The organism is Ideonella sp., from assembly GCF_041287625.1.
Lineage (GTDB): Bacteria > Pseudomonadota > Gammaproteobacteria > Burkholderiales > Burkholderiaceae_C > Ideonella.
In genome coordinates, this window is sequence record NZ_JBGGNH010000025.1 from 16,308 (window position 1) to 38,878 (window position 22,571).

At 66.4% G+C, this 22,571-nt stretch carries 25 protein-coding genes and 1 pseudogene; 3 read left to right on the forward strand and 23 right to left on the reverse strand.

The genetic code is table 11. From position 1 onward, the window contains the following. Positions 1 to 5: 5 nt before the first annotated feature. From hypE to ACAH41_RS09715, 21 genes are all read right to left on the reverse strand, one after another. Positions 6 to 1,061, reverse strand: coding sequence for a hydrogenase expression/formation protein HypE (gene hypE, locus ACAH41_RS09615; RefSeq protein ID WP_325652651.1), 1,056 nt, complete (start codon positions 1,059 to 1,061; stop codon positions 6 to 8). After that, positions 1,058 to 2,206, reverse strand: coding sequence for a hydrogenase formation protein HypD (hypD, locus tag ACAH41_RS09620; protein ID WP_325652653.1), 1,149 nt, complete (start codon positions 2,204 to 2,206; stop codon positions 1,058 to 1,060). The genes hypE and hypD overlap by 4 nt, the downstream gene beginning before the upstream one ends. Position 2,207: 1 nt before the next feature. Next, positions 2,208 to 2,435, reverse strand: coding sequence for a HypC/HybG/HupF family hydrogenase formation chaperone (locus ACAH41_RS09625; protein ID WP_325652655.1), 228 nt, complete (start codon positions 2,433 to 2,435; stop codon positions 2,208 to 2,210). Further along, positions 2,426 to 3,535, reverse strand: a complete 1,110-nt coding sequence (locus ACAH41_RS09630) for a carbamoyltransferase HypF (protein ID WP_325652657.1) — start codon at positions 3,533 to 3,535, stop codon at positions 2,426 to 2,428. The genes ACAH41_RS09625 and ACAH41_RS09630 overlap by 10 nt, the downstream gene beginning before the upstream one ends. Beyond that, positions 3,535 to 4,479, reverse strand: a complete 945-nt coding sequence (gene hypB / locus ACAH41_RS09635; RefSeq protein WP_325652658.1) for a hydrogenase nickel incorporation protein HypB — start codon at positions 4,477 to 4,479, stop codon at positions 3,535 to 3,537. The genes ACAH41_RS09630 and hypB overlap by 1 nt, the downstream gene beginning before the upstream one ends. 10 nt (positions 4,480 to 4,489) lie before the next feature. Further along, complete coding sequence (locus ACAH41_RS09640) at positions 4,490 to 4,837, reverse strand: hydrogenase maturation nickel metallochaperone HypA (protein WP_325652660.1); 348 nt, start codon at positions 4,835 to 4,837, stop codon at positions 4,490 to 4,492. After that, positions 4,830 to 5,939, reverse strand: coding sequence for a hydrogenase maturation factor HoxV/HupK (locus ACAH41_RS09645; protein WP_325652661.1), 1,110 nt, complete (start codon positions 5,937 to 5,939; stop codon positions 4,830 to 4,832). Before ACAH41_RS09645 ends, ACAH41_RS09640 begins: the two co-directional genes overlap by 8 nt. Next, positions 5,936 to 6,415, reverse strand: coding sequence for a [NiFe]-hydrogenase assembly chaperone HybE (hybE, locus tag ACAH41_RS09650; RefSeq protein ID WP_325652662.1), 480 nt, complete (start codon positions 6,413 to 6,415; stop codon positions 5,936 to 5,938). The genes ACAH41_RS09645 and hybE overlap by 4 nt, the downstream gene beginning before the upstream one ends. Then, positions 6,412 to 6,624, reverse strand: coding sequence for a rubredoxin (locus tag ACAH41_RS09655; protein ID WP_325652663.1), 213 nt, complete (start codon positions 6,622 to 6,624; stop codon positions 6,412 to 6,414). The genes hybE and ACAH41_RS09655 overlap by 4 nt, the downstream gene beginning before the upstream one ends. Further along, the gene (locus tag ACAH41_RS09660) at positions 6,621 to 7,487 is read right to left on the reverse strand and encodes a hydrogenase expression/formation protein (protein ID WP_325652664.1); all 867 of its coding nucleotides are present in this window, start codon (positions 7,485 to 7,487) and stop codon (positions 6,621 to 6,623) included. Before ACAH41_RS09660 ends, ACAH41_RS09655 begins: the two co-directional genes overlap by 4 nt. Before the next feature lie 19 nt (positions 7,488 to 7,506). After that, positions 7,507 to 7,995, reverse strand: a complete 489-nt coding sequence (locus ACAH41_RS09665) for a hydrogenase (RefSeq protein WP_325652666.1) — start codon at positions 7,993 to 7,995, stop codon at positions 7,507 to 7,509. Then, on the reverse strand, positions 7,992 to 8,318 hold the full coding sequence (locus ACAH41_RS09670; protein ID WP_325652668.1) for a HypC/HybG/HupF family hydrogenase formation chaperone: 327 nt from the start codon (positions 8,316 to 8,318) through the stop codon (positions 7,992 to 7,994). Before ACAH41_RS09670 ends, ACAH41_RS09665 begins: the two co-directional genes overlap by 4 nt. A gap of 2 nt (positions 8,319 to 8,320) precedes the next feature. Continuing rightward, on the reverse strand, positions 8,321 to 8,998 hold the full coding sequence (locus ACAH41_RS09675; protein ID WP_325652669.1) for a HyaD/HybD family hydrogenase maturation endopeptidase: 678 nt from the start codon (positions 8,996 to 8,998) through the stop codon (positions 8,321 to 8,323). An 11-nt stretch (positions 8,999 to 9,009) separates the two neighbouring features. Beyond that, positions 9,010 to 9,345: a HigA family addiction module antitoxin gene (locus ACAH41_RS09680; RefSeq protein ID WP_325652671.1), complete on the reverse strand. Its 336-nt coding sequence runs from the start codon at positions 9,343 to 9,345 to the stop codon at positions 9,010 to 9,012. 6 nt (positions 9,346 to 9,351) lie between these two features. After that, the gene (gene cybH, locus ACAH41_RS09685; RefSeq protein ID WP_325652673.1) at positions 9,352 to 10,083 is read right to left on the reverse strand and encodes a Ni/Fe-hydrogenase, b-type cytochrome subunit; all 732 of its coding nucleotides are present in this window, start codon (positions 10,081 to 10,083) and stop codon (positions 9,352 to 9,354) included. A gap of 26 nt (positions 10,084 to 10,109) precedes the next feature. Then, positions 10,110 to 10,718: a HupE/UreJ family protein gene (locus ACAH41_RS09690; protein ID WP_325652675.1), complete on the reverse strand. Its 609-nt coding sequence runs from the start codon at positions 10,716 to 10,718 to the stop codon at positions 10,110 to 10,112. A gap of 25 nt (positions 10,719 to 10,743) precedes the next feature. Then, positions 10,744 to 12,600 (reverse strand): nickel-dependent hydrogenase large subunit, encoded by a 1,857-nt coding sequence (locus ACAH41_RS09695; protein WP_325652677.1) that lies wholly within the window; start codon positions 12,598 to 12,600, stop codon positions 10,744 to 10,746. Between the two features lie 14 nt (positions 12,601 to 12,614). After that, positions 12,615 to 13,703: a hydrogenase small subunit gene (locus ACAH41_RS09700; protein ID WP_325652679.1), complete on the reverse strand. Its 1,089-nt coding sequence runs from the start codon at positions 13,701 to 13,703 to the stop codon at positions 12,615 to 12,617. A gap of 234 nt (positions 13,704 to 13,937) precedes the next feature. After that, positions 13,938 to 14,669, reverse strand: coding sequence for a methyl-accepting chemotaxis protein (locus tag ACAH41_RS09705; RefSeq protein WP_325652681.1), 732 nt, complete (start codon positions 14,667 to 14,669; stop codon positions 13,938 to 13,940). Positions 14,670 to 14,936: 267 nt separating this feature from the next. Continuing rightward, positions 14,937 to 16,247, reverse strand: coding sequence for a DUF3422 domain-containing protein (locus ACAH41_RS09710; RefSeq protein ID WP_325652682.1), 1,311 nt, complete (start codon positions 16,245 to 16,247; stop codon positions 14,937 to 14,939). A gap of 156 nt (positions 16,248 to 16,403) precedes the next feature. Beyond that, complete coding sequence (locus ACAH41_RS09715) at positions 16,404 to 16,589, reverse strand: LysR substrate-binding domain-containing protein (protein WP_370538271.1); 186 nt, start codon at positions 16,587 to 16,589, stop codon at positions 16,404 to 16,406. A gap of 236 nt (positions 16,590 to 16,825) precedes the next feature. On the opposite strand from ACAH41_RS09715, the pseudogene rbcL reads away from it, so the two are divergent. From rbcL to ACAH41_RS09730, 3 genes and pseudogenes are all read left to right on the forward strand, one after another. Further along, positions 16,826 to 16,978 (forward strand): annotated as a pseudogene (gene rbcL / locus ACAH41_RS09720) (ribulose-bisphosphate carboxylase large subunit); the annotation flags it as partial. A gap of 238 nt (positions 16,979 to 17,216) precedes the next feature. Further along, a complete protein-coding gene (locus ACAH41_RS09725; protein ID WP_370538272.1) occupies positions 17,217 to 19,118 on the forward strand; it encodes a tyrosine-type recombinase/integrase in 1,902 nt (633 codons plus the stop codon). Beyond that, positions 19,115 to 19,237, forward strand: a complete 123-nt coding sequence (locus ACAH41_RS09730) for a hypothetical protein (RefSeq protein ID WP_325652683.1) — start codon at positions 19,115 to 19,117, stop codon at positions 19,235 to 19,237. Before ACAH41_RS09725 ends, ACAH41_RS09730 begins: the two co-directional genes overlap by 4 nt. Here the strand turns inward: ACAH41_RS09730 and ACAH41_RS09735 are convergent. Together ACAH41_RS09735 and ACAH41_RS09740 are read right to left on the reverse strand one after the other, a co-directional pair. Further along, on the reverse strand, positions 19,227 to 20,270 hold the full coding sequence (locus ACAH41_RS09735; protein WP_325652685.1) for a ParB/RepB/Spo0J family partition protein: 1,044 nt from the start codon (positions 20,268 to 20,270) through the stop codon (positions 19,227 to 19,229). The two genes, ACAH41_RS09730 and ACAH41_RS09735, sit on opposite strands and share 11 nt — an antisense overlap. Next, a complete protein-coding gene (locus ACAH41_RS09740) occupies positions 20,267 to 21,472 on the reverse strand; it encodes an AAA family ATPase (protein ID WP_325652687.1) in 1,206 nt (401 codons plus the stop codon). Before ACAH41_RS09740 ends, ACAH41_RS09735 begins: the two co-directional genes overlap by 4 nt. Between the last annotated feature and the right edge of the window lie 1,099 nt (positions 21,473 to 22,571).

Below are 22,571 nucleotides of genomic sequence, written 5' to 3' on the forward strand. Positions count from 1 at the left end.
CTTGTTCAGCAGATGCGCGGCAACTGCTCGCCGCTGAGCCAGTCGACGACGCGGCGCCCGCCGAAGCGGGTCGCCATCTGCACGAAGTGGTGCGCGTCCTCGGTGACGCTGCCGATGCGCACCGCCGCCGCGCCAAGCGGATGCGCGCACATCGCCGCCAGCACTGCCTGCGCCGCCTCGGGCGCGCAGACGGCGACCAGCTTGCCCTCGTTGGCGACATAGAGCGGATCCAGGCCGAGCAGCTCGCAGGCCGCGTCGACCTGGGGCAGCACCGGGATGGCCGCCTCGTCCAGCAGCATGCCGACGCCGGACTGGCGTGCGATTTCGTTCAGCGTTGTCGCCAGCCCACCGCGCGTCGGGTCGCGCAGCACGCGCACGCCACCAGGCGCCGCCTCCAGCATGGCTGCCACGAGCGTGTGCAGCGCCGCGGAGTCGGAGGCGATGGTGGTCTCGAAATCCAACGACTCCCGCTTGGACAGCACCGCCACGCCGTGGTCGCCGATGGTGCCGGACAGCAGCAGCACATCCCCCGGCCGCGCATTGGCCCCGCTGACGTCGATCCCCTGCGGCACGACACCAAGGCCGGTCGTGCTGATGAAGACGCCATCGCCCTTTCCTTTCTCGACGACCTTGGTGTCGCCCGTGACGACCGGCACGCCGGCCCCGCGCGCGGCCGCTGCCATCGAGTCGACGATGCGCTTCAGCTCGGCGAGCGGGAACCCCTCCTCGAGAATGAAGCTGGCGGTCAGGTAGAGCGGGCGCGCGCCGCACATGGCCACGTCATTGATGGTGCCGTGCACGCTCAAGGCACCAACGTCGCCGCCCGGGAAGAACAGCGGCGACACGACGTGAGCGTCGGTCGCCAGCACGAGGCGGTGGCCGGCCGGGATCTCCAGCGCGGCGCCGTCGTTGCCCTGGCGCAGATATGCGTTGTCGAAGGCCTTGATGAACAACTCCTCGATCAGCTGCGCCGCGGCACGGCCGCCCGCGCCATGGCCCATGTCGACGCAGCCGTGGCGGATGTCCAGCGGCCGTGTGTAGTCCTTGCGGATCGTCGTCATGCCGCCACCTCCACACGGACCGGAATGTCGCGGAATCGCCCATAGGAGTAGTGCGCCGCGCAGGCGCCTTCAGACGACACCATGCAGGATCCGACCGGGTTTTCCGGCGTGCAGACGGTGCCGAAGATCTTGCAGTCGGTCGGCTTCTTGACGCCGCGCAGGATGGCACCGCACTCACAGGCCTTGTTGTCGGCCACCGGCCGGTAGCCCAGCCCGAACCGGCGCTCGGCATCGAAGGCGGCGAAGCCGGGCCGGATCTTCAGCGCGCTGTAGGGCACCTCGCCCAGGCCGCGCCACTCGAAGCTGGGGCGCAGTTCGAACACCTCCGACACCAGGGCCTGGGCGGTGAGGTTGCCCTCCGGCGTGACGGCGCGGGTGAACTCGTTCTCGACCTCGGCCCGCCCTTCGTTGACCTGGCGCACCAGCATCAGCACGGCCTGCATGACGTCCAACGGCTCGAAGCCGGCGATGACGACGGGCTTGCGGTATTCCTCGGCGAAGTGGTCGTAGGGCGCCGATCCGATGACGATGCTGACATGGGCGGGGCCGACAAAGCCGTCGATGGGCACCGTGCCGTACTGGCGCACCTCGGGGCTTTCGAGGATGTGGGTGATGGCCGAGGGGGTCAGCACATGGCAGCAAAGCACGCTGAAGTTGGCCAGGCCCTCACGCTCGGCCGTGCGAATCGCCAGCGCGGTCGGCGGCGTGGTCGTCTCGAAGCCGATGGCGAAGAACACGACTTCGCGCCGCGGGTTCTGTCGTGCGATCTGCAGCGCGTCGGCCGCCGAATACACCATGCGGATATCGCCGCCGCGCGCCTTGGCCTTCACCAGCGACAGCCCGTCGGACGCCGGCACACGCATCGTGTCGCCATAGGTGCAGACGATGGCGCCGCGCTCCAGCGCAAGCTGGATGGCGAGGTCAATGCGGCCGATGGGCAGCACACAGACCGGGCAGCCCGGACCATGCACCATGCGCACATTGGCCGGCAGGAGTTCGGCCACGCCGTAGCGCGAGATCGCATGGGTATGGCCGCCGCAGAACTCCATGAAGCTGTACTGCCGCCCGGGCTGGGCCTCGGCCAGCAGCCGGTCGGCGATCTTGCGGGCGATGTCGCCGTCGCGGAATTCGTCGATGTATTTCATGTCAGTTCGCTTCCTGCGACGCGAGTTCGCCGAACATGCGCAGCGTGCGCTCGGCCTCTTCAGGATCGATCTGGCCGATGGCATGACCGACGTGGACGATCACGTAGTCACCCACGACAGCCTCCGGCACGAGGGCAATCGAGATTTCCTTGCGAATGCCGCCCAGTTCAACCAGGGCCTGCGCACCGGGGCGGATTTCGATGAGTCGGGTAGGGATGGCTAGGCACATGAGGAAGTCTCGGTGAGGGTTGCCAGTTGATGCGCGGCCACCCAGGCTTGGCCCAGGGCGAGGCCGGCGTCGCCGCATTGGGTGGAGCGGGTGCGGAGCACGCGCAAGCCGTGCGACGCCAGCCGACACACGACGTAATCGGTCAGCACCGCGTTGAAGAAGCAACCGCCGCCCAGGCAGACGGTACGGGTGCCGGTCGCGCGCGCGGCGGCAGCGGCCCAGTCCGCCAGCGCCAGGGCCAGCGACACATGGAACCAGGCGGCGGCCTCGGCCGGCTCGGGCGATTCGAGCAGGCGGGCCAGCAGCGGGCGCAAGTCCAGGTGTTGCAGCGCTTGAGGATCGACCAGATCGCCAAGCGGCTGCACGGTCGCATGCGCCAGGTGCTCGGCGGCCAGTCTCTCCAGCGCGATGGCGGCCTCAGCTTCGTGGTTCTGCCGGACACTCAGGCCCAGCGCGCCGGCGGCGGCGTCGAACCATCGACCGGCGCTGCTGGTGACGGGGCAGTTCAGGCCCACAGCGAGCATGCGTTGCACGCCCCTCGCGGCGGTTTGGCCCACCACCGGCTCGAAACGGGCATCGATCTGCTCCGTGCGACCGAGCGCGTGTAGCACGGCGGCGGCCATGCGCCAGGGCTCGCGCGCGGCCACATCGCCGCCGGGGAGCCGCAGCGGCCACAGGCTGCCGACGCGACGCCATTCAGTGGGTGCAACCCACAGCAGCTCGCCGCCCCAAGCTGTGCCGTCCGTGCCCAGGCCCACGCCGTCCAGCGCCAGACCGATGACGGGCTCGTCGACACCGTGGTCGGCCATGACGACACCGATGTGGGCGTGGTGGTGCTGCACGGCGATGGCGGGCACTCCCCACGCGGCGGCGAGTTGCCGGGCAAGGCGGGTGCTGAAAAAGTCGGGGTGCAGGTCATGCGCCACAGCCGCGACCGGCCGGGGCGACTGCGCGGCGAGCTGGCGCGCCGAGGCCTCCAGCGCCCGGCAGGCCTCGGGGTCGCCGAGGTCGCCATGCACGAGTGACCACTGCGCACGGCCGTCGACCACCAGGCAGCCCGCGTTCTTGAGCCAGGCGCCGAAGGCCAGCACGGTAGACATCAGCCGTCCAGCGCCGCACGGGCCTGGGCCAGTTCGGCTTCCAGTGCCGCCACGCGGGCACGCAGTGCAGTCTGACCGTCGCCTTCAGGGGCGGCACGCTTGAGCAGCCAACCCAGCCAGGCGTCCATGCCCTCGCCCGTCGTGGCGGAAAGCTGGATGATCTCAAGCGTCGGGTTGACGCGGCGGGCCATGTCGATGCAGCGCTGCACGTCGAAACGCAGGTGCGGCAGCAGGTCCACCTTGTTCAGCACCATCAGCTCGGACGCGGCGAACATGTCGGGGTATTTCAGTGGCTTGTCCTCGCCCTCCGTCACCGACAGCACGACCACCTTGGCAGCCTCGCCCAGGTCCCACATCGCCGGGCAGACAAGGTTGCCGACGTTCTCGATGAAAAGCAGGCTGCCCGGGGCTTCATCATGATGGTGATGGTGATGGTGGTCGTGGCTGTGCAGTTGGCCAAAGGCTTCGGCGACCATGGGCGCGTCCAGATGACAGCCCTTTCCGGTGTTGACCTGGATGGCGGGCGCACCGGTGGCGCGGATGCGGTCGGCGTCGAAGCTGGTTTGCTGATCCCCCTCGATGACGGCGACCTCCACGCCAGGAGCGCGCAGCTTCAGCGCCGCGATGGTGGCGCACAGCAGTGTCGTCTTGCCCGAGCCGGGACTGGACAAGAGGTTGAGTGCGGTCACGCCATGGGCCTCGAAATGGCGACGGTTCTGCTGGGCAATGCGGCGGTTCTCGCCAAGGATGTCCGCCTCGAGCTTGACGGTGCGCGCCTGGCTCATGCCCGGCACCGACACACGCGCTGCACCGGTGCCGAAATGCAGGTCTCCATGCTCGGGGTCCACCTGCACGTGGCCCTGGTCGTCGTCATGTCCGTGGACATGAGCTACCACCTTCGTCGCTCCGTCGCCGCGCTCGGCGCATCCGCACAACACACACATCGTCATCTCCTTATTCGTCGTCAACCAGCAGGTCCACCACGCGCAGTTCGGTCCCACCGGTGGGCTGCAGCTGATGGCCAGAACATTGGGGGCAGGGGTCGCCGCGCCGCGACAGCAGCACGGTGGCAGCGCATTGCAGGCACCAGGCCTGGCCATCGGGCTCGTCGATGGCGATGCTGGCGCCCTGCAACACCGTGCCCGGAGCGATGGCTTCCAGCGCGAAGCGCAGCGCACGCACTTCCACACCGGCCAGTTGGCCAGCTTCCAGGCGCAGCGCCGACACGCGTCGAAAGCGCTCGCGTCGCGCGGCGTCTTCCACCAGCTTCAGAATGCCCCCGGCCAAGCTGGCTTCATGCATGGGCGCCCTCCTCTTCCACGGCCTGCGTTTCCACCTCGAAGCGCACGCAGGGATCGTACGCGGCCATCAGCGCCGCAATGCGGGCCGTCTCCGCTGGGCGCAGGTATTCGAGGGCGGCGGCCACGGCGCCGTCAGCGTGAAAATTCCAGTCTGTAGGCGCGAGCACGCGGTAGCTCGCCACCCGCGGAACGGCCGCGCCGTCGAGCATGACGTGGTGCACGAGCAGGCCGCGAGCCATCTCCACCCAGCCCAGTGCCTCGCCAGGTGCAATCTGCAGTGCGCCGAAGGCCAGCCAGCCGTCGCCGGTTCGGCCGGGCTCGTCGGGCAGGTTCATCCGAACCAGCTCCGCCAAGCGCGCGCCCAGCCGCTGCCACGGTGTGGCAGGCATGGCGCGGGCGGCCCCGTGCAGGCGAGTCCAGCTGCCGGTTTCGGCGCAGGCGTCCAGCCAGCGCGGCTGGCGCGTGTCGCCGGGCGCCTCGCGCAGGCAGGTGGCCAGCTGGCGCAACGACACGGCGCCGGAATGCACATGCAGCGGCTTGGCGGCAGCCACGGGCCAGTCGGCGGCGGCGCGCGCTTCGCGTACCAGGACCGGCAGCCAGCCGTGGGCGGTTTCGCTCCACTCGGCCAACCAATCGATCTCGGTGTCCCAGCCGCGCAGCCAGTCCGCCGCCGGCATGCCGAGGAGATGGCGTTGCAACCAGAGGCGGGTGTCGAGCGGATCGGTGTCACGAGAACGCAGCGCCGGACAGCACCGCAGGGACAGGGTGGCATCGCCGGTGGTGGCAGCCCAGAGTGCACCGGGCCAGTCCAGCAAGATGCGGCGCGCGTGCTCGCGCAGAGTCTCCCCTTGCAGCGCGCGGGCGGCGCCGGCGTCGGCCTGCACGTTGCCATGTTCGGCAGCTCGCAATGCCATCTGAGAGCACAGGCGGTGAGCATGGCCGCACAGGTTGTGGAGGCTGCCCAGCAGCGCCGGCATCTCGGTTGGCGACTTGCCACGCGCCAAAGTTCCTGCCCAGTCCGGCCGGTGGTTGACCACGCCGCCGGGTCGGGCCTCGCCCGGCCGCAGGCGCAGCACGCCGGCCAACGCATCCAGGGCGTTCATGGGCGCGCCTCCCCGGCCGAGCGGCCGAACAGGAAGCCGCGGCGCGCATTCGAGACCGGCGGTGCAGATGGTCGCAGTTCCGCAAGGACTGCCCACGCGGTTGCGAGGGCGGTGGCTTGGTCGGGGAACTCGAACATGGGCGATGCCAGCGAGCAGGCCTCGTAGACACCCAGGCCGGGCTCATGCGCGGCGATGAATTCGAAGCTCGTGCTGCCCACGCTGAGTGCCCTCACCCGCCCGACACGGTCTGCGCCGCCCTCGGGCCGAAGGGGAAGCCTGAGAAGGTTCATGAACCAGGGCGTCACCAGCACACCGACCGCCGCCGGGGCCTCGCCCGGATCGACAGCCACCAGCTCGAACCCCACGGCCTCGACCCGCAGTGCAGCATTCAGTACCGGCACGCCCGCCATACGGGTGCACTCGACGTGACGGAACAGCTCCTCCAGCGCCTGCACACGGTCGGTCAGCTCGTTCATTGCGCCAGTACCATGAATTGATCGGCATCGCCGTCGCACTGCGGACAGCGCCAATAGGCCGGCAGATTGGTGAAGGCGGTGCCGGGTGCCACCTGCCAGACCTCATCGCCGAGCGCCGGGTCGTAAACCCACCAGCAGATCTTGCACTCCAGCCGCGCCTGTGCCGGCAGCCGCGCCGTATCGCCCAGGTACGAACCTTCAAAGCTCATGCCTGCTCCACCCAGGCCAGCACTTCCTTCAACCGATCCCGAGAGTCCTCCAGGTCCTCAATGGCTGCCTTCGCCACCTCTGGCAATTCGCTGACCTCGACGGTGTTCAGGATCACCACGTCTTGCGAGTTGTAGTAGACGACCCGCCAGGTGTTCGGCCGGTGCGTGTTGGTGATGCGGCAGTTGCCGTAGCCGCGCGACAGGATGAGCACGCGGCCGGTGCCCAGGTGGTGGTCGAGAAAGCCGATGTCCTCCACCGACATCGGCAGCAGCGTCAGATTGACGACATGGGCCGGCTGGCCCTGGCGCCAGAGGCGCCAGTGGTCCTGGATCTCGGCCAGAAGTGCAGGCGCGTTCTGCACGTTGGGCGGCAGTGCGCCCTGCCAGGGCGGCACGACGGGGTCGACGTCCTCACGCGCGGTGGACTTGAGCACCTCGGGCACGTGCCCCAGCTCGATGATGTCAGATACCACGCGGTCCTGGACCGTCGTCACCACGCGCCAGACGCCCGCGAACACAGCCTCCTGCACCTGCACGGCGTGCTGCGCGTCGACCACAGCATGGACGACGGCGCTGACCTCCCCCTCGCCCAGCACCTGGTTGACCAGGGCCAGGTCGTCTGCGTCCAGGTGGCGCAGGTCGACATGGCGGTTGCCGCCGCTCTGGCACACGGCTTCGAGCTGGGCCAGCGCGTCGCGCAGCGCCGCATGGGCCCGGTGGCGGCCGGCCATCTGCTCGGGTTCGGGCAGCAACGGCGCGCGGAAGGTTTCCATGCCTTGGGGCATGGGCATGTAGTCCAGCGTCTCGTCCTCGACCTGGCTGCCGGGGCCGATGCTGCGCACGGGGATGGGAAAGTCTTTCATGAGGATTCCGGTGAGGAGTTCAGTGGCAGCTGCTGTCATTGCCCGCGGCGCTGACGAGCGGGATGCCAATACCAGGTGCGCGCGAGGCTGGGGCGGCCAGCGCCTCCTCCGCCTTGCGCAGGAAATCCTCCCAGTCGTGCATGCCCGATAGCGTGGTGACGTATTGGCCATCACGAAGGAAGAGCAACGTCGGCCAGCGCTGCGAGCCGAAACGGCGAGCCAGTGCCTCCTCCTCGTGCCGACGCACGACGCCGATCTCGAAGCGGCCCAGCAAGCTGCGATGAAGTTCCGGCAGCACGACGGCCACGTCCTGGCCCTCGGGAAAGCGCACCGCATCCCCGGCGAAGAGCACGACGCGGTCGCCGCCCTGGGCGCCCCAGGCGTCGATGGTGTCGGCGTCGACCCAGCTGGCACCGAAGGATTCGACCAGGCGACTGATCAGGGGTGACGTGTCGGGAAGTGATTTAGGCGCCTGAACGGGCAGGCTCAGCAGGGATTCGGTGCTCATGTCGGGGTCTCCATCGTGTTGTCTGTGCCGGTCAGGACCAGCAGGTCGGCGGCGCTGAGTTGCGAGGGCAACGGGAACCCAGCGGCTGCACCGCCGCCCTCGCCTGTCTGCACGGCAGCCAGCAGGTCCAGCGTGGCGTTGACCTCGTCGGCCCGCGTGGCCGAGATGCGCTCCTGGGCGCTGTCCAGGAAGACGAGCAGCCAGTCGCCCAGCTGCAGATCGCCAACCAGCGCCGTGTTCACGCGGCGGCGCTCGCCGCGCCCGACGCATATCGCATGGCCAGGCTCCAGATCGGCCACTTGCATGGGGATGCCGATGCACATGCTCAGGCTCCTTCGCGCGTCGGCATGAAGCGCTCGTCGCCGATTCGGCAGGCGACGTCCTCCGGCGGGCGCTGGGATTCGTAGGGACCCAGCGCCAGCTCGGAAAACGTCACCGTCTCGACGTCGCTCAGCGGCCGCCAGCGCGGGCAAGGCTGCGCGCCCCAGGCGCGCAATGCGTCCAGTCCCAAGGCCAGCGCATCTTCGAGCGCCTGCTTGACGACCGGCCGCAGGCTGCCGCCGTAGTCGTCGATCTCCTCGGGTTGGCAGCCGATCAGCAGTACCTCCCGCGGGTACTTCTCGGTCAGCAGCGCCAGCATCAGCACCTCCTGGAAGCCGGTCTGGTGCAGGCTCATCTTCTTGGCACCCATGAAGCGAGGCACGTCCTCATCGCGCACGAGCTTGAGCTCGCCGGCGGCCAGGCCGTAGTCGACGGCGTCGAAGATCAGCAGGCGGTCGGCCTGCTGCACGTGCTGTACGAGGTACAGGCCCTGGGTGCCGCCGTCGATGAGCTGCACATGTGGTGCGAACTCGTAACGCTGCTGCAGCGTCTCGATGCAGCGCACGCCAAAGCCCTCGTCGGCCCACAACACGTTGCCGATGCCGAGCACGCAAACGGTCTCGGCGCTGTCACCACTGGGGTGACAGGCAGATTCAGGCGAATTGGGGCTGGTCGGGTTCATGACGAAACAATTCAGGGTTGGAGGGAACGGCGCGACTGGGCGCGCATCAACTTCCAGGCGTGGAAGCTGTCCCAGGCCGACTGCATGGCCAGCAGGAAGGCCGCGTCGCTGCCGAACACCAGCGCACATCGCAGCGCGGTGTCCGGTGACACTGCCCGTTGGCCGTGCACCAGTTCGTGCAACCGTCGGCGCGACATGCCAAGGCGGCGGGCCGCGTCGCTCTGGGTCATGGCCAGCGGCGCCAGATAGTGGCGCTGCAGGAAACGCCCGGGATGCGCAGGCAGGCGCACTGGCACGCCCGCGGGCGGGTGCCGCCGGTGTCGGCCGGTGTCCTGCACAAGGCTCATGCCGCCTCAGTCCTTGAAGGTCCGGTGGCCGGAGATCATGGTGCTGACCACGCTGGAGCGGCCCATGATGTCCTCGCGGATGGCGGCGTAGACGTGCAGGATGATGAAGCAGATCAGCGCCCACATGCCCACGTGGTGCCACGTATGCACGTCCTGCGACTGGCCGAACAGCGGGATGACCCAGCCGAACAACTCGTCCTGCCACGAACCCGCCTGCGAGCCCTCGGCGTACAGCGCAAAGCCGGTGACGATCATGAACAGCGTCAGCATGAGAAAGCCGAAGAACATCGCGAAGCGCGCCAGCGGGTTGTGACCCACGTAGCGACCCGGTCGTGCGCTGACAAAGGCATACCACTTCACCATGCCCCACATCTCGGCCCAGTAGGCACGCTGAAACAGCGGCACCCAGAAAAGCTCGCGGGCATGGTGATTTCCCACCACGGCCCAGTAGGTGCGGCCGATGATCCCCACCGCCAGCACATACCCCGCAGCGAAGTGGGCGAAACGGATGTAGCCCATCAGGAAGTTGGCGCTGGCCTCACCCGGCTGAGTGGGCAGCGGCGAGCCGATGAAGTAGCCCGTCAACGCCAGCACGGTGATCGCTGCAGCGTTGATCCAGTGCCAGATGCGCACAGGTGCTTCGTAAACGTAGACGGACTTGATTGAGCGTGCCGCGGCGACTTCGTGCTCGTCGTCGACGGCCTCCAGACCGCGGCCCTGGGTAGTGGAGTTGGACATGGTGGTGGCCTCCTGAGGCGGCCGGCTCAGAGCCGCCCCGCCAACATCAACAGGCCACTCAGGCCAACTCCCCCCGCCAGGACACGCCAGGCCCAGCGGCGGCCGGCAAGCAGCCAGCCGCCGACCGCGAGGCCGGCGCCGTGCAAGACGGCCGAGGCCGCCATGAAGCCCACAGCGTAGCCCGCGAAGGACTGTCCCGGACTCAGCTCGGCGCCATGTGCCATCCCGTGCAGCACCGCGGCCAGGCCAATGACGGCCAAACCCGCGGGCGTCGGCAAGATTGTTTGCTTCGAGCAGGCCGCGATCATCAGCGCACCCAAAGCCGCCACGCTGACGGCCACACCAGCCTCGAGCCCCGGCAACACCAGGCCGAACTGCGGCAACGCCGCGCCGACCAGCAGCATCGCAAGGAAGACGGCGGGGCCGGCCAGGCGCCGACCGGGGGGCAGCGCGGCCGCCGACCACAGGCCCACGGCCACCATGGCCAGAAGGTGGTCCAAGCCGGCCAAGGGGTGGGTGAGGCCATCGACAAGGCTGAGCGTGTCATGCCCCGGGTGGGCTTGGGCGGCCCCCGTAGCGAACAGCGCCAGAGCCGCGAGGCCACCATGGCGAACAAGGGTCTTGAGCTTGTGCATTTGTTTGTCTCCTGTCTTTTGGTGTTCAACGCACCTTGACGGTGGTGAGTTCCTGGCCGTCCGGGCTCATGACATGTGTGGAGCAGGCCAGGCAGGGATCAAAGGAGTGGAGCGTGCGCAGGATCTCCACAGGCTGCTCCGGGTTGACCATGGGCGTGTTCATCAGGCTGGCCTCGAAGGCGCCGATCTGACCCTTGGTATCGCGAGGCGAGCCGTTCCAGGTGGTGGGCACGACGCACTGGTAGTTCTCGATGCGGCCGTCTTTGATGCGGATCCAGTGGCCCAAAGCGCCGCGCGGCGCCGCCACCGTGCCCACGCCCTTGGCCTCCTTGGGCCAGGTTGACGGGTCCCACTTCTCGACGTTGGCAGTGGCAAGGTCACCGGCCTTGATGTTGGCGACCAGCTCCTTGTAGTCGTCCAGCATCATCTCGGCGCAATACTGGGACTCCAGCGCCCGGGCGAGCGTGCGACCAATGGTGGTGGGCAGTAGCTGCTTTGCGGTGTAGTCCGTCGTCGGCATGCCCAGGGCCTTGGGGAAGTCGGTGTTGATGATGCGGGCCGAACTCTCGACCTGCTCCTTCACACGCTGCGAGTATTTGTGACCCTTGAGCGCATGCGCGTAACCGAGGATGTAGCGCGACAGCGGACCGACCTCCATCGCATGGCCGCGCCAGCGGGGCGACTTGATCCAGGAGTACTTGGCGCTCTCGTCCAGCTCCTTGATATCGGTGCGCGTCCCCTTGGTCTTGTCGCCCAGCACATAGTTGGGCTCTGTGACGCCTTCCCAGGGGTGCAAGCCGCGCGACTCGTCGGCGTACTTGTACCAGCTGTGCGGCACGAACTCCTGCACCTGCTCGGGGTCGCGAGGGTCGACCGGATGGATCTCGTCCCAATTGCCATTCAGGATGGCACCGCCGGGCAACTGCTGGGTGTCGCGATGGCCAATGATCTTGTCGTAGGTGCCGTAGTCCATCACGTTGGTGGCCGACAGGCCGCCGCCATGCAGCCAGCCCGCCTGCTTGTAGATGGTGCCGATGGCCAGCACGTCCGGAACGTAGACGTTGTTGTTGAACTCGATCATTTCCCGGATGCGGGCCTCGATGAAGTTCAGGCGCTCCATGTTGATGGGCGCACCGGCGGCGCCGTTGCCGTCGATGTTGATCGCGCAAGGCATGCCACCCACCAGGTAGTTGGGATGGGGGTTCTTGCCGCCGAAGATGGTGTGCACCTTGACCCATTCCTTCTGCAGGTCCAGCGCTTCCAGGTAGTGGGTCACAGCCATCAGGTTGGCCTCGGGCGGCAGCACATAGGCCTTGCTGCCCCAGTAGCCGTTCATGAACGGGCCGAGTTGGCCGCTCTCGACGAACTTTTTGAGCCGGTTCTGGATGTCGCGGAAATAGCCTGGCGACGACATCGGGTGCGAGGGCGACACCGTCTGCTGCAATTCGCTGGTCTTCTTCGGATCGGCCTTGAGGGCTGACACCACGTCCACCCAGTCCAGCGCATGCAGGTGGTAGAAGTGCACCGCGTGGTCGTGCACCTGCAGCGTCTTGGCCATGATCTCGCGGATCAGGTAGGCGTTCTTGGGAATGGTGATGCCCAGTGCATCTTCCACCGCTCGCACTGAGGCCAGCGCGTGGCAGCCAGTGCACACGCCGCAAATGCGCTCGACGAACGCCCACGCATCGCGGGGGTCGCGGCCCTTGAGGATGACCTCCAGTCCGCGCCACATCGTGCCGGTGGAGACGGCGTTGCGGATGACGTTGTTGCTGTCGACGTTGACTTCGCAGCGCATGTGGCCTTCGATGCGCGTCACCGGGTCGACGACGATGCGCCGCCCGGAGTTGTCCATCTTGAAGCCTTGAGTTTCGTAAGCACCCATGTCTTGTCTCGCTCTCAGACCTTGGTGGTCGTGTCGTTGTTCTGCTCGTGCTTCTGTGAAGCGCGCTTGATGGCCGAGGCGGCGGCGTGCGCCACCGCAGCAGCGCCCACGACGCCCGCTGTCGTGCCACCCACCTTGTCGGCATTGGCCTCGATGCCAAACTGGTGGATGTCGGTGAGCCGGTTGTAGAACGAGCCCTTGTCCCAGAAGCCGTCCTCAGAGCAGCCGATACAGCCATGGCCTGCCTTGATCGGGAAGCTCGTACCTTCGTTCCACTGCACCGTGGAGCAGGCGTTGTAGGTCGTCGGGCCCTTGCAGCCCACTTTGTAGAGGCAGTAGCCCTTGCGCGCGGACTCGTCGTCGAAGGCCTCGACGAATTGGCCGGCATCGAAGTGCGGTCGGCGGTAGCACTTGTCGTGGATGCGCTGGCTGTAGAACATTTTCGGGCGGCCCTGGCGGTCCAGCTCGGGGATGCGGTCGAAGGTCAGCATGTAGGTGATGACGCCGGTCATGACCTCCGCAATCGGCGGGCAGCCTGGCACCTTGATGATGGGCTTGTCGAAGATGACCTTGTGCACCGGCGTGGCCTGCGTCGGGTTCGGTTTGGCTGCCTGCACGCAGCCCCAGCTCGCGCAGCTGCCCCAGCTGATGATGGCCTTGGCGTCCTTTGCCACGTGCTTCAACTGGTCGATGAAGGGCTTGCCGCCGATGATGCAGCTCATCCCGTCCTGGTTGAGCGGCGGGTTGCCCTCCACGGCCAGGATGTAGTTGCCCTTGTACTTGGTCATGATCTCTTCGAGGATGGCCTCTGCCTGGTGGCCAGCGGCAGCCATCAGCGTGTCGTCGTAGTCCAGCGAGATCATCGAAAGCACCACGTCCTTGGCGAGCGGATGCGCGGAGCGGATGAAGGACTCGGAGCAGCAGGTGCACTCCAGGCCATGAAGCCACAGCACCGGCGTGCGCGGCTTGGTTTCCATCGCGTGGGCGATCTGCGGCACGAAAGCCGGGCCGAGGCCCAACGATGTGGCGGTGAGCGAGCAGTACTTCAGCAGGCTGCGGCGAGAGATGCCTTGCCGGCGCATGACCTCATAGAAGGTTTCCATCTGGGCTGTCTCCTGGCCTGTGCTGGCCTTGTCGTTGGGCCGATCCTCGGCGGGTGAGCTTCTTCTTACAAGTCGCGCGCCAGTTCTGCGGCGTCCAGGGAAAACACCGAACGGCCCACGCAAGCCCTTGATCTGCCTCAATAAAAAAAACAGGCTGGGCGAACGTTCAGTGCCTCGCTGCAAGCAGCGCTTCCGATAGCGAAAACACACCGGAAGCGCTGCTTGCAGACCTGCTCATCCGAGGTGCCAGACGCCGACAGCCGCCTGCAGACGTGCCGTTCCCTGGCGCGCCGCGGCGCTTGCGTCGACGCTGTCGCGCGCCAGCGTCGCGTTGAGCCGGGTGGAGCCATCCAGCGCGCGCAGACGGACGTTGATCTGCTGCACGCCTTCGGACTGGGACTGGGCGGACTGGCGGATCTGCGCCACCTGCTTTCCCAGTGCGCGAATGCGCTGCGCCGCTTCACCACTGCCGCGCGCCAGCGCGCGAACTTCAGCAGCCACCACGGCGAAGGTGCGGCCAAGTTCCCTGTCGCGGCTCGCAGCGGCTGCCGCGTTCAACGCCAGGATGCCGGTCTGCACAGAGATCGCGTCGATGCGGTCGCTGATCTCGCCGATTCGCTCGCCGAATGCGGCAATGTCCTTGATGGACACCTGCAGGGTGCGCGCGATCTCGCAGGCCTCGTCGGCCTGGGCCGTGGCGAGTTGCGAAGCCTCGTGGGCAAGACGAGCCGACTCAGCCGTGCCCATGCTCAGGCCGTCGATGGCGGCGGTATGCCGGGCCACGTCGCCCACGTCTGCCGACTGCTCGGCCGAGCGCTCTGCCAAGCGCTCGGCGCCGTCAGCCAAGCCGGCTACCTGCTCGCCCACCTTCACCGAGTGGTCGTGAGCGTCGCACAACACGGCCCCCATCTTGGCGACAAGTTGGTTCAGCGCGCGGTTCAGGTCGCGCAGCTCGCCGGCCTGCACGCTGTCGTCGAATTGGCGATGGATATCGCCCCGGCAATCGCCGTGGCGACGTCACAGGAGGCGCGCAGTGGCCGCAAGATGCGACCCTGGAAGTAGACGGCGATAGCGCCAGAGGTCACCATACCCAACAGGCCAGCACCTATGGCCCAGGGTTGCCAGCAACCGAGTCCGGACAAAAACCTCGCCGCGAACTGCGGTACGCCAAGCCGAGATGGTCAGCGTTGTGCCGTTGTGGCGCACCAACCGGAAGGTCGGCTTCCAGCTGCATCACTGTGCAGACGCGAGGTGAGTCCGCAGCCGCCGCAGGTTCACCATCACCATCAGCGCCACACAAGGCACCGCCGCGCCGAGCAGCCAGGCCTCGTTGGCCCCGACCGCCTTGGCCAGGGGCTTGAGGGCATAGCCCGCCAGACCCACACCGTAGTAGGTCATCGCGATGACCGACAGCCCCTCCACCATCTCCTGCAGGCGCAGCTGCATGCCCTGGCGGCGATCCAGAGACGCGAGCAGCGACTGGTTCTGCCGCTCGCGCTCCACCTCGGAGCGCGTCTGCAGCAATTGCGCCGCGCGGGCGATACGCTTGGAGAGCTCCGCCTGCCGCGCCGCCGTCGCCGCGCAGCTCTCCAGGGCTGGCCGGAAGCGCCGGTCCAGGAACTCTGAAAGCGGCTGCAGCCCAGGCACCACCGTCTCGCGGAGTTCTGTCATGCGGCGATCCACGATGCCGCCGTAGGCCTGAGTCGCCGAAAAGCGCGCGCCGTGGTCAGCCAGCGCATGCTCCACGCGCGCCGCCAGCGCCACCAACTCAGCCAGCAAGGCCTCGTCGCCCTCGGCGGCGCCACGAAAGCGCTCCATCAGCGAGGCCAGCTCAGCCTCCTCTGCGCCCAGCTCGCCCATGCGACGAGCGGCCAGCGGCAGGCTCAGCAGGGCCATCATGCGATAGGTGTCGATCTCGACGAGACGCTGTGCGGTGCGGCCAGCGCGCCGACGGTTGAGCGCGTGGTCGAACACCAGAAAGCGGGTCACGCCGTCCACGGTTCGCAGGTCCGTCACGACCGTGGCAGCACCCTCGGCGATGCGGTTGGCCACGACGGGCTCAATGCCGAACAGCGGCGCCACCTCGCGCACATGTGGCGGTTCGCCGGGGCAAGGCAGCAAAGCCACCAGAGTGGCCGATACCATCTCGCCCGGCAACCTCGCCAGCCAGCCCTCGGGCAGGACATCAAGCCAGCGGGTATCGAAGGCTCCGCCCGCTTCGACTTGCCCGTCCTTGTCGACCTCGCTGAAAAGGCTCAGGCTGAAGAACTCGGTGTGCCGCTCCCACTTGATTCGCAAGCCGCCCCATTGCAGACGCAGGTGTGTGGCGCCGCCCGCAGCTGCGGCCGCTGGATCGAGCTCAGCGAGGTGGGACATGCACTGTGCGTCCTGGGCAGCGCTTGTGCGCAGCGTGGCGACCGACAGCACACGCCCTGGGCTGGCAACGGTCTCGAAGGGGCGCGCGTGCAATTCGTCGGCCAAGCGCTGGCGCTGTGGCAGTTCGCGGGGCAAGGCCAGGGTTTTCGTGCTGGGCTGGAGGTTCATGCCCCTTCTTCCGCACATTGCGTGCCTGCGCCGTTCTGACACGCGGCGCAGGTGTTTTCACGCCTCAAGGATGAGACGCTGAGCGTCCTCGGCGAGGAATTGCCTGAATGCCGAGGCCATCTGCGGCAGGCGTCGCGTAGCCAAGTGCATGACATGTCACTCGCGCTGCAGCGGGTTGCCAGCCTTGGGAATCAGCACAAGCATGCCGGCCTGCAACTCGAGGCCGCAGGTGTGCAGCGACAGGAATGCCGCACCGAAACCGGCCGCGCACATCTGCTTGATGGCTTCGTTGCTTGACATCTCCGAGCCGATGCACAGCGGCACGCCGGCGTCCTTGTACAAGCGCTCCAGCGTCGTGCGTGTGCCGGAACTCGGCCGTTGTCACCGCCCATGCGCAGCGTGCCCGAGAACACGCCGCGCTGCGCCGCCATCTCGTCGCCGGCTTCGCGCCACAGGTCGAGGATGCGCGCCGCGTAGTCGGCTATCACCTCACCCGCCGCATTCAAGCGGATGCCGCGCCCCTGGCGCTCCAGCAGCGGCGCACCGGCGCTCTCCTCCAGCAGCTTGGGCTGGATGGATTCAGCTTCAAGCCGCTGAAGGCAGCGAGGCTGGAAGAAATGAAATTCCCGGTCGCCTATGTGAAGACCTTTGCTGGCCCGCCTACCGGCATCGTGGTCGAGCGCGAGCGCCTGGACAAGTTCGGCCGCCCGCTACTGGGCGCCACCACACGCTGCAGAGCCGCCGGTTCCCGAGCCGCCGCCGTGGCCCAATTTTGATCTTGTAACTCACCCTCTTCTGCCATCTTGGCAGCAAATGGCCTAAAGATTAGCGTAATAATCTCAGTGTCAGAAACATGTGGCAATTCGGCATTCAATCAGCCGTCCCACAATAAGCCTTGTGAAATCAAGTACTTACGCGCTCCGGATCGGCGCCCACCATTTCGCTCACTTGCGTGCGGTGGCGGAAGGTTTGTCGATTTCCGCGTCGGCGCAGCGTTATCTGGGCATCGAGCACGGCAACCAGGCGGTCACCGCGCATCGACAGGTCGTGGACCATCTGCGCAGCGTGGCGCGCCGGCGCGGCGACAAGGCCTGGCGGCTGGTCGGGCTGACGATCCGCCTTCGCGATCACGCTGGACGGCCCTCGCTGGAGGACTTTGTCGCTGAGCGCGACCTGGACGATTGGTCCGAGGCCGAGGTGCTGCTGCTATACGCCGAGGCATATCCGGAGGACAGCCGCGCGGATCGGCGGCAGCGCCTGCGCGAACGTCAGTTGCAACTGCTGCGCGAGCTGGAGTTGGCGGCTGGCGAAACTCCTCTTCCGGCAGATCCCCTAGATGCCTGGCTGGAGCCGCAGATGGCCAAGCGCCTGCGCGGCGTCGGCCTGATGACGCTGGGCGACCTGGCAACGCGAATCGCCCAAGGCGGCCGTTGGTGGCGCGGCCTGCCCTCGATCGGCGAACTCAAGGCTCAGCGGCTGGCTCAGCATCTGAGCAGCCTGCTACCGCCCTCCACTGCCCTCGGCGTCGCGAACCGCAGATTTGGACTCGGACTGAATGTACAGCCCGCAGCCGCCGCCGATGGCGTCGGCACAGGGATGCACTCGGCAGCCGGATTTGCGGCGCCCCAAGCGCCTTTTGCGCCGTTTGCCGGACGCTCTACCGAGGAAAAGAGAGCTGACAGAACGCCGCAGGGGCCGCTTTTCCGACCACCCCAGCCCTCCGGTGGCTTGATACCTGTTTTTTTGCCTATGGCGGGTTCTGGCGGCCTTGCTGAGCCTTTGGGTTTTTCGAGCGTTTTGGGTGCCCCTGAAAGCTCGGCGCCTTCGGTGCCCGGCGCGTTGATCACCGCCCGCAACGATCTTGAGGCCATACAGGCCTGGGTTGCCGCGCGTGCCGGTGCGACCGCCACCGCTACCAGCTACCGGCGCGAAGCCTTGCGGTTGTTGTTGTGGCTCAACGACGTGCGGCGGAAAGGCTTCCGCGAAGCCGGCGTGGAGGATTGCCTGGCCTACATGGCCTTCCTCGAAAACCTGCCGCCCGACTGGATCTCGCGCCGACACAGTGGCGTGATGGGCGAAGGGTGGGCGCCCTTCCGCGGGCCACTCAGCGTTGCGAGCAGGCGGCAGGCGGTGGTCGTGCTGGGCAGTTTTTTCCGCTGGTTAGTCGATGTCGGTTACCTCGCCGCGCGCAACCCGTGGATGCTGGTGAACCGCCGCACGGGCGACGATGCGTCGCGGCATGAACTCGACTCCCGTGCCTTCACGCCCGAGGCATGGGCATCCATCCTGCAATGCATCCAGGCTCAAGCGCCCTCCCCTTCCCGGGACCGCATGTTGTTCGTGCTGAACTTCGTTGAGGCCACCGGCCTTCGCGCAGCTGAATTGCTGAGTGCAAAACTGGGCGCCTTCCGCTCACACAAGGGCCGCCTGGCGTTGCAGGTGCAAGGCAAAGGTGCACGCAATCGAGTGATTGCGGTACCCGGGCAGGCCGAGCAGGCGCTTCAGACCTACCTCGCGCAGCGCGGCTTGCCTTCGGTTTTGCTTGCTTCACCAGAACTGCCTGTGCTGGCCAGCACAGGCGATCCGCTCGCGCCCATCGGTTACCAGGCGCTGTACCAGACCGTCAAACGCTGGCTGGCCTTGGCGCTGCGCCAGAGCTCGCTGCCACCGTCGGAACTGGCGGTCGCGACGAAGGCGTCACCGCACTGGCTGCGACACACATTCGGCACGCGTGCGTTAGAGCGCGAGGCGCCGCTGGAAGTCGTGCAGCGGCAGCTTGGCCATGCAGACCCGCGCACGACAATGCGTTACGCCAAGGCCCAGTTGGAGCGCCTGCAAGCCGAAATGGATGAGGCCTTTGGCGGCACGTGAGCCGACTGGTCGCCTGCCTGGTCAAGGTGATCTGGGCCAAGCCGATGCTGGCGGTGCACCTGCCGAGTTGCCGCACCCGGCGAGCCGTTGAACCGTTCAACAGCTGGCTCAAGCCTTGAGGAAGTTCTCCAACAAGGCCATCAGTTCCGCTTGCCTAGCTGCCGGCACAGCACCGGCCTCCAGCTTGACTGTCACCCGGCCTTTGGCGTCACGACTGACGGTCGCCAACGCCTTGCCTCTTCGCAGAATGCGGTAGGGCTCGTCCGCTGCCACTGCGACCGCAGCGGCCGGTTTGATCAACGTCTCGAAGACCTGCACAGCTGACCCAGCCACCGCCCCCTCTTCGCGCAAGGCACGCGCACGGGCCAAGGTGCCATCGGGATCCTTTTGCAAGGCCTCGGACAAAGGCTGGGCCCAGCGGAACTGGATGTCCAGTGGCGACGGGAAGGCGGCGACCACTGCGTCCGGCAGGCGGGCAAGAGACACGCTCTTCGAGACCAGCGAGACATCGACCCTCACGGCTTCGGCCAGTTTGCGGAGCGATGGGTAGAGCCCTTCGTCCAGCGCCTTGCGGTACATGCAACCCTGCTCCCAGGCGCTGAGGTTCTTGCGGCCACGGTTCTCACGCTCCATGGCTTCGAACAGCTCCTGATCGGTCGCGGGCTCCACCATTGCGCGAACAGGCAGACCCAGTTCGAGACAGGCCCGGTGCCTTCGGTGACCAAACACCAGTTCGTACAAAGCACCCTGCCCTGCCCCGGCTTCTGTTGAACCGTTCAACAGCTCACTGGCTGCAAGCGGTCGCACACGAATCGGCTGTACGTTGCCGCCAGCTGATTCGATCTCGTCACGCAGCTCCGCAAAGTCGGCCGAGGCAAACGAAGCATCGTGTCGATTGGCCCAACGTGACGCACGAATCAGCGCGGGATCGATCAGCCGCACCGGAGAGGCACCATCGAACGACTTCAGCCGCTCGCGCAAATCATCGGCTTCCTTGATGGCGGCGCTTTGGCTGGACATGAAATGTAGCATCGAGCCGGGCGCTGTCTTGGGCCGATTGGCGTCCTGCACAAGCTCCGGGCGAGGTGTGCCGGCTGCTGGCAGATCCAGGGTCTGGATCAGCCCGGCCTTGGCCGCGAGCTTCTTGCTCATCGCTTAGCTCCTTGTTTCGCAGCAGTCGCCGCAGCCGCCGTTGAACGGTTCAACACCCCGCCAGTGCCCTGCCCTGCTGGTGTCTTTTGCGGCACCCTGGCCTCCAACTGTTTCTGCCAAACGGAATGGACCGAACCATTGATGTAGCCGACAAAAGAGTCATAGGCATCCCTGGCTCGCTTGAAGGTGCGCGCCGAACCGTCGTACCTGGCCACGTCGTAGACCGTTCCAAACTCCGCCGCCGTCACGCCAATCACCGCGGTCTTCGGAATCTCGACCGGCAAGACCTTCTCGGCATAGGTCTGGCCAATCCACTGCCGGACGATGTTGCTGGCCGAGTCGGTCGAGTCCACACGCGACAGCAAGATGTGGATGAAATCGAATTCCTTCGTCAGACCACGCTTGGTCAACAACTCACTGGTGAGGTCCGAGAACAGGCTCCAGAACTGCGAGGCAGAGGCAAAGTCGAGCGCATTGGGCGGCAGCGGCATGATGATGCCGTTGGACGCCATGAACGCATTGATGGTGGTGTACGACAGTGCGGGCGGCGTGTCGATGATGATCACGTCGTACTCGTCACGCACATCGTCAATGCCGAGGTCCAGCACTCGCCAGAACTCGAAGCCGGGCTCCTGTGTCTGGCGGGCCGGCAGCGCAAATTCGGCGCCGAACAGCACGGGCGCCGCCGCGACCAGGTCAATGCCGTCCCAGTAGGTGGGCCGGATGGCATAGCGGATGGAGGTCTCGGAACCCATGGCCAGCGGCAGGATGGTGTCTTCTTCTTCGACCTCGGTGTCTGGCAGGATGCCAAACAAGGTCGTCAGTGAGCCTTGCGGGTCGGTGTCGATGACCAAGACCTTGTGCCCGAGCAGCGACAGGCCCTGCGCCAAGGTAACCGCCGTGGTGGTCTTGCTGACACCACCCTTGAAGTTACCGATGCTCAGCGTGACAGCTTCTGCACCTTCCGGCCTGAGCCCGTCCTTCCGGTATTCGCGAATCCAGGTGCGAGCCTCGGCCAAGCTGAACTCGCGTCGGCTGCCCGAAGCATTCAACTGCCCTGCTGGCAGATCGCCCTTGCTCAGGCGATGGCTCAGCGAGCCCTTCTCAATGCCGCATTGCGCGGCCAACTGGCTGAGGTTGAAGATTGGCGGTGACTTGCGTGCCGTCGGCGCCAGCATGGCCGAGCGGATCTGCACCATCATGGCAACCGCGCGTTCCGCTTGGTCCGCGATGTCTGCCAGCGAAATGCTGCGCGGTGCTTTGAATGTGATTCTGTCCAACGTAGGGCTCCCAACGGTTGACGATTCGAAGCCTTGACGCTGAATCGTTGAATGGCCCGCATTTTGTCAATTTATCGCCTTCTGGGAAAGCTTTCTCTTTCCGCAGCCTGTCCGGACGCCGCTGTTGAACCGTTCAACACCTTCTGTGGGTCTTTCTGAGCTCCCGGGTTCTTTAAGGAAGTTCAGATCCTTTATGCTCTTCAATACCTTTAGGGGCAGAATTATCTTTTAGGATCAAAGACTTAGCCAACTTCAGGTGTGTGGATACGGGATGGGTCGGCGGGTTTTCGGGGGCAAATGGAGTGTGCACGGGACTTGGCGGAGATACATCGGGAACCAGCATGCGTGCATGCGGGAAAGCCTTGCACCTCGCTGAACGGCTTGGGTCTCGGCCGGTTTGAGCCCTGAAAGGGTTTGACGTGCACTGCCGCCGGGTCGAAGCAGGCGATCCCAGGTGCAGGTTTTCGGGAGATTTGGCTCTCACCAAGCGTTCGGGTGTTCCGGGCACCTTGCGGTTGGCGCTGCGGCCCCCGTGAACCGCGGCTTCATGGGCTGTCTGGCGGTGTTCCGGGCTTGAAAGTGGGCTCAAATCGGCGCCAGCACTGCGCCCCACCCGGTGCAGGTGAGTTTGCGGCATTGAGGTGAGATTTTTCGGGAGTCGGTTTTCCGCCTCCGGTCCTGAAAATCCTCCATCCCGGCACCGCGGCAGCGTTGATGCAGCGGCGCTGTCGCAGGCCGAACTGGCATGGTGCCGGCCTGCGTTCGCCGCGCCCGATGTTTGCACTTGTGTCGCCGAGGTGAGGGTTTTCAGGATTGATGTGAATGCCCGCCTCACCTCCCGCAACCCGGGATGTTGGAGCCGCGAAACGTGGCAATTGCTCATGTGAAAGTGCGACTAACATCTACGGTACAGTGCCCACATGAGTGCGCGCGACCGCCCTGCCCCTCCGCCGGATCCGGAAACGGCCCATGCACCTGTGCCGAAGCCGGCGCGTCGGCGGGCGACCGTGGGTCAGGGGTT

What these genes read in the sequence shown, in the direction of transcription:
- hypE (WP_325652651.1), bottom strand. Translation starts at nt 1,061, where the DNA reads ATGACGACGATCCGCAAGGACTACACACGGCCGCTGGACATCCGCCAC.
- hypD (WP_325652653.1), bottom strand. Translation starts at nt 2,206, where the DNA reads ATGAAATACATCGACGAATTCCGCGACGGCGACATCGCCCGCAAGATC.
- ACAH41_RS09625 (WP_325652655.1), bottom strand. Translation starts at nt 2,435, where the DNA reads ATGTGCCTAGCCATCCCTACCCGACTCATCGAAATCCGCCCCGGTGCG.
- ACAH41_RS09630 (WP_325652657.1), bottom strand. Translation starts at nt 3,535, where the DNA reads ATGTCTACCGTGCTGGCCTTCGGCGCCTGGCTCAAGAACGCGGGCTGC.
- hypB (WP_325652658.1), bottom strand. Translation starts at nt 4,479, where the DNA reads ATGTGTGTGTTGTGCGGATGCGCCGAGCGCGGCGACGGAGCGACGAAG.
- ACAH41_RS09640 (WP_325652660.1), bottom strand. Translation starts at nt 4,837, where the DNA reads ATGCATGAAGCCAGCTTGGCCGGGGGCATTCTGAAGCTGGTGGAAGAC.
- ACAH41_RS09645 (WP_325652661.1), bottom strand. Translation starts at nt 5,939, where the DNA reads ATGAACGCCCTGGATGCGTTGGCCGGCGTGCTGCGCCTGCGGCCGGGC.
- hybE (WP_325652662.1), bottom strand. Translation starts at nt 6,415, where the DNA reads ATGAACGAGCTGACCGACCGTGTGCAGGCGCTGGAGGAGCTGTTCCGT.
- ACAH41_RS09655 (WP_325652663.1), bottom strand. Translation starts at nt 6,624, where the DNA reads ATGAGCTTTGAAGGTTCGTACCTGGGCGATACGGCGCGGCTGCCGGCA.
- ACAH41_RS09660 (WP_325652664.1), bottom strand. Translation starts at nt 7,487, where the DNA reads ATGAAAGACTTTCCCATCCCCGTGCGCAGCATCGGCCCCGGCAGCCAG.
- ACAH41_RS09665 (WP_325652666.1), bottom strand. Translation starts at nt 7,995, where the DNA reads ATGAGCACCGAATCCCTGCTGAGCCTGCCCGTTCAGGCGCCTAAATCA.
- ACAH41_RS09670 (WP_325652668.1), bottom strand. Translation starts at nt 8,318, where the DNA reads ATGTGCATCGGCATCCCCATGCAAGTGGCCGATCTGGAGCCTGGCCAT.
- ACAH41_RS09675 (WP_325652669.1), bottom strand. Translation starts at nt 8,998, where the DNA reads ATGAACCCGACCAGCCCCAATTCGCCTGAATCTGCCTGTCACCCCAGT.
- ACAH41_RS09680 (WP_325652671.1), bottom strand. Translation starts at nt 9,345, where the DNA reads ATGAGCCTTGTGCAGGACACCGGCCGACACCGGCGGCACCCGCCCGCG.
- cybH (WP_325652673.1), bottom strand. Translation starts at nt 10,083, where the DNA reads ATGTCCAACTCCACTACCCAGGGCCGCGGTCTGGAGGCCGTCGACGAC.
- ACAH41_RS09690 (WP_325652675.1), bottom strand. Translation starts at nt 10,718, where the DNA reads ATGCACAAGCTCAAGACCCTTGTTCGCCATGGTGGCCTCGCGGCTCTG.
- ACAH41_RS09695 (WP_325652677.1), bottom strand. Translation starts at nt 12,600, where the DNA reads ATGGGTGCTTACGAAACTCAAGGCTTCAAGATGGACAACTCCGGGCGG.
- ACAH41_RS09700 (WP_325652679.1), bottom strand. Translation starts at nt 13,703, where the DNA reads ATGGAAACCTTCTATGAGGTCATGCGCCGGCAAGGCATCTCTCGCCGC.
- ACAH41_RS09710 (WP_325652682.1), bottom strand. Translation starts at nt 16,247, where the DNA reads ATGAACCTCCAGCCCAGCACGAAAACCCTGGCCTTGCCCCGCGAACTG.
- ACAH41_RS09735 (WP_325652685.1), bottom strand. Translation starts at nt 20,270, where the DNA reads ATGAGCAAGAAGCTCGCGGCCAAGGCCGGGCTGATCCAGACCCTGGAT.
- ACAH41_RS09740 (WP_325652687.1), bottom strand. Translation starts at nt 21,472, where the DNA reads ATGATGGTGCAGATCCGCTCGGCCATGCTGGCGCCGACGGCACGCAAG.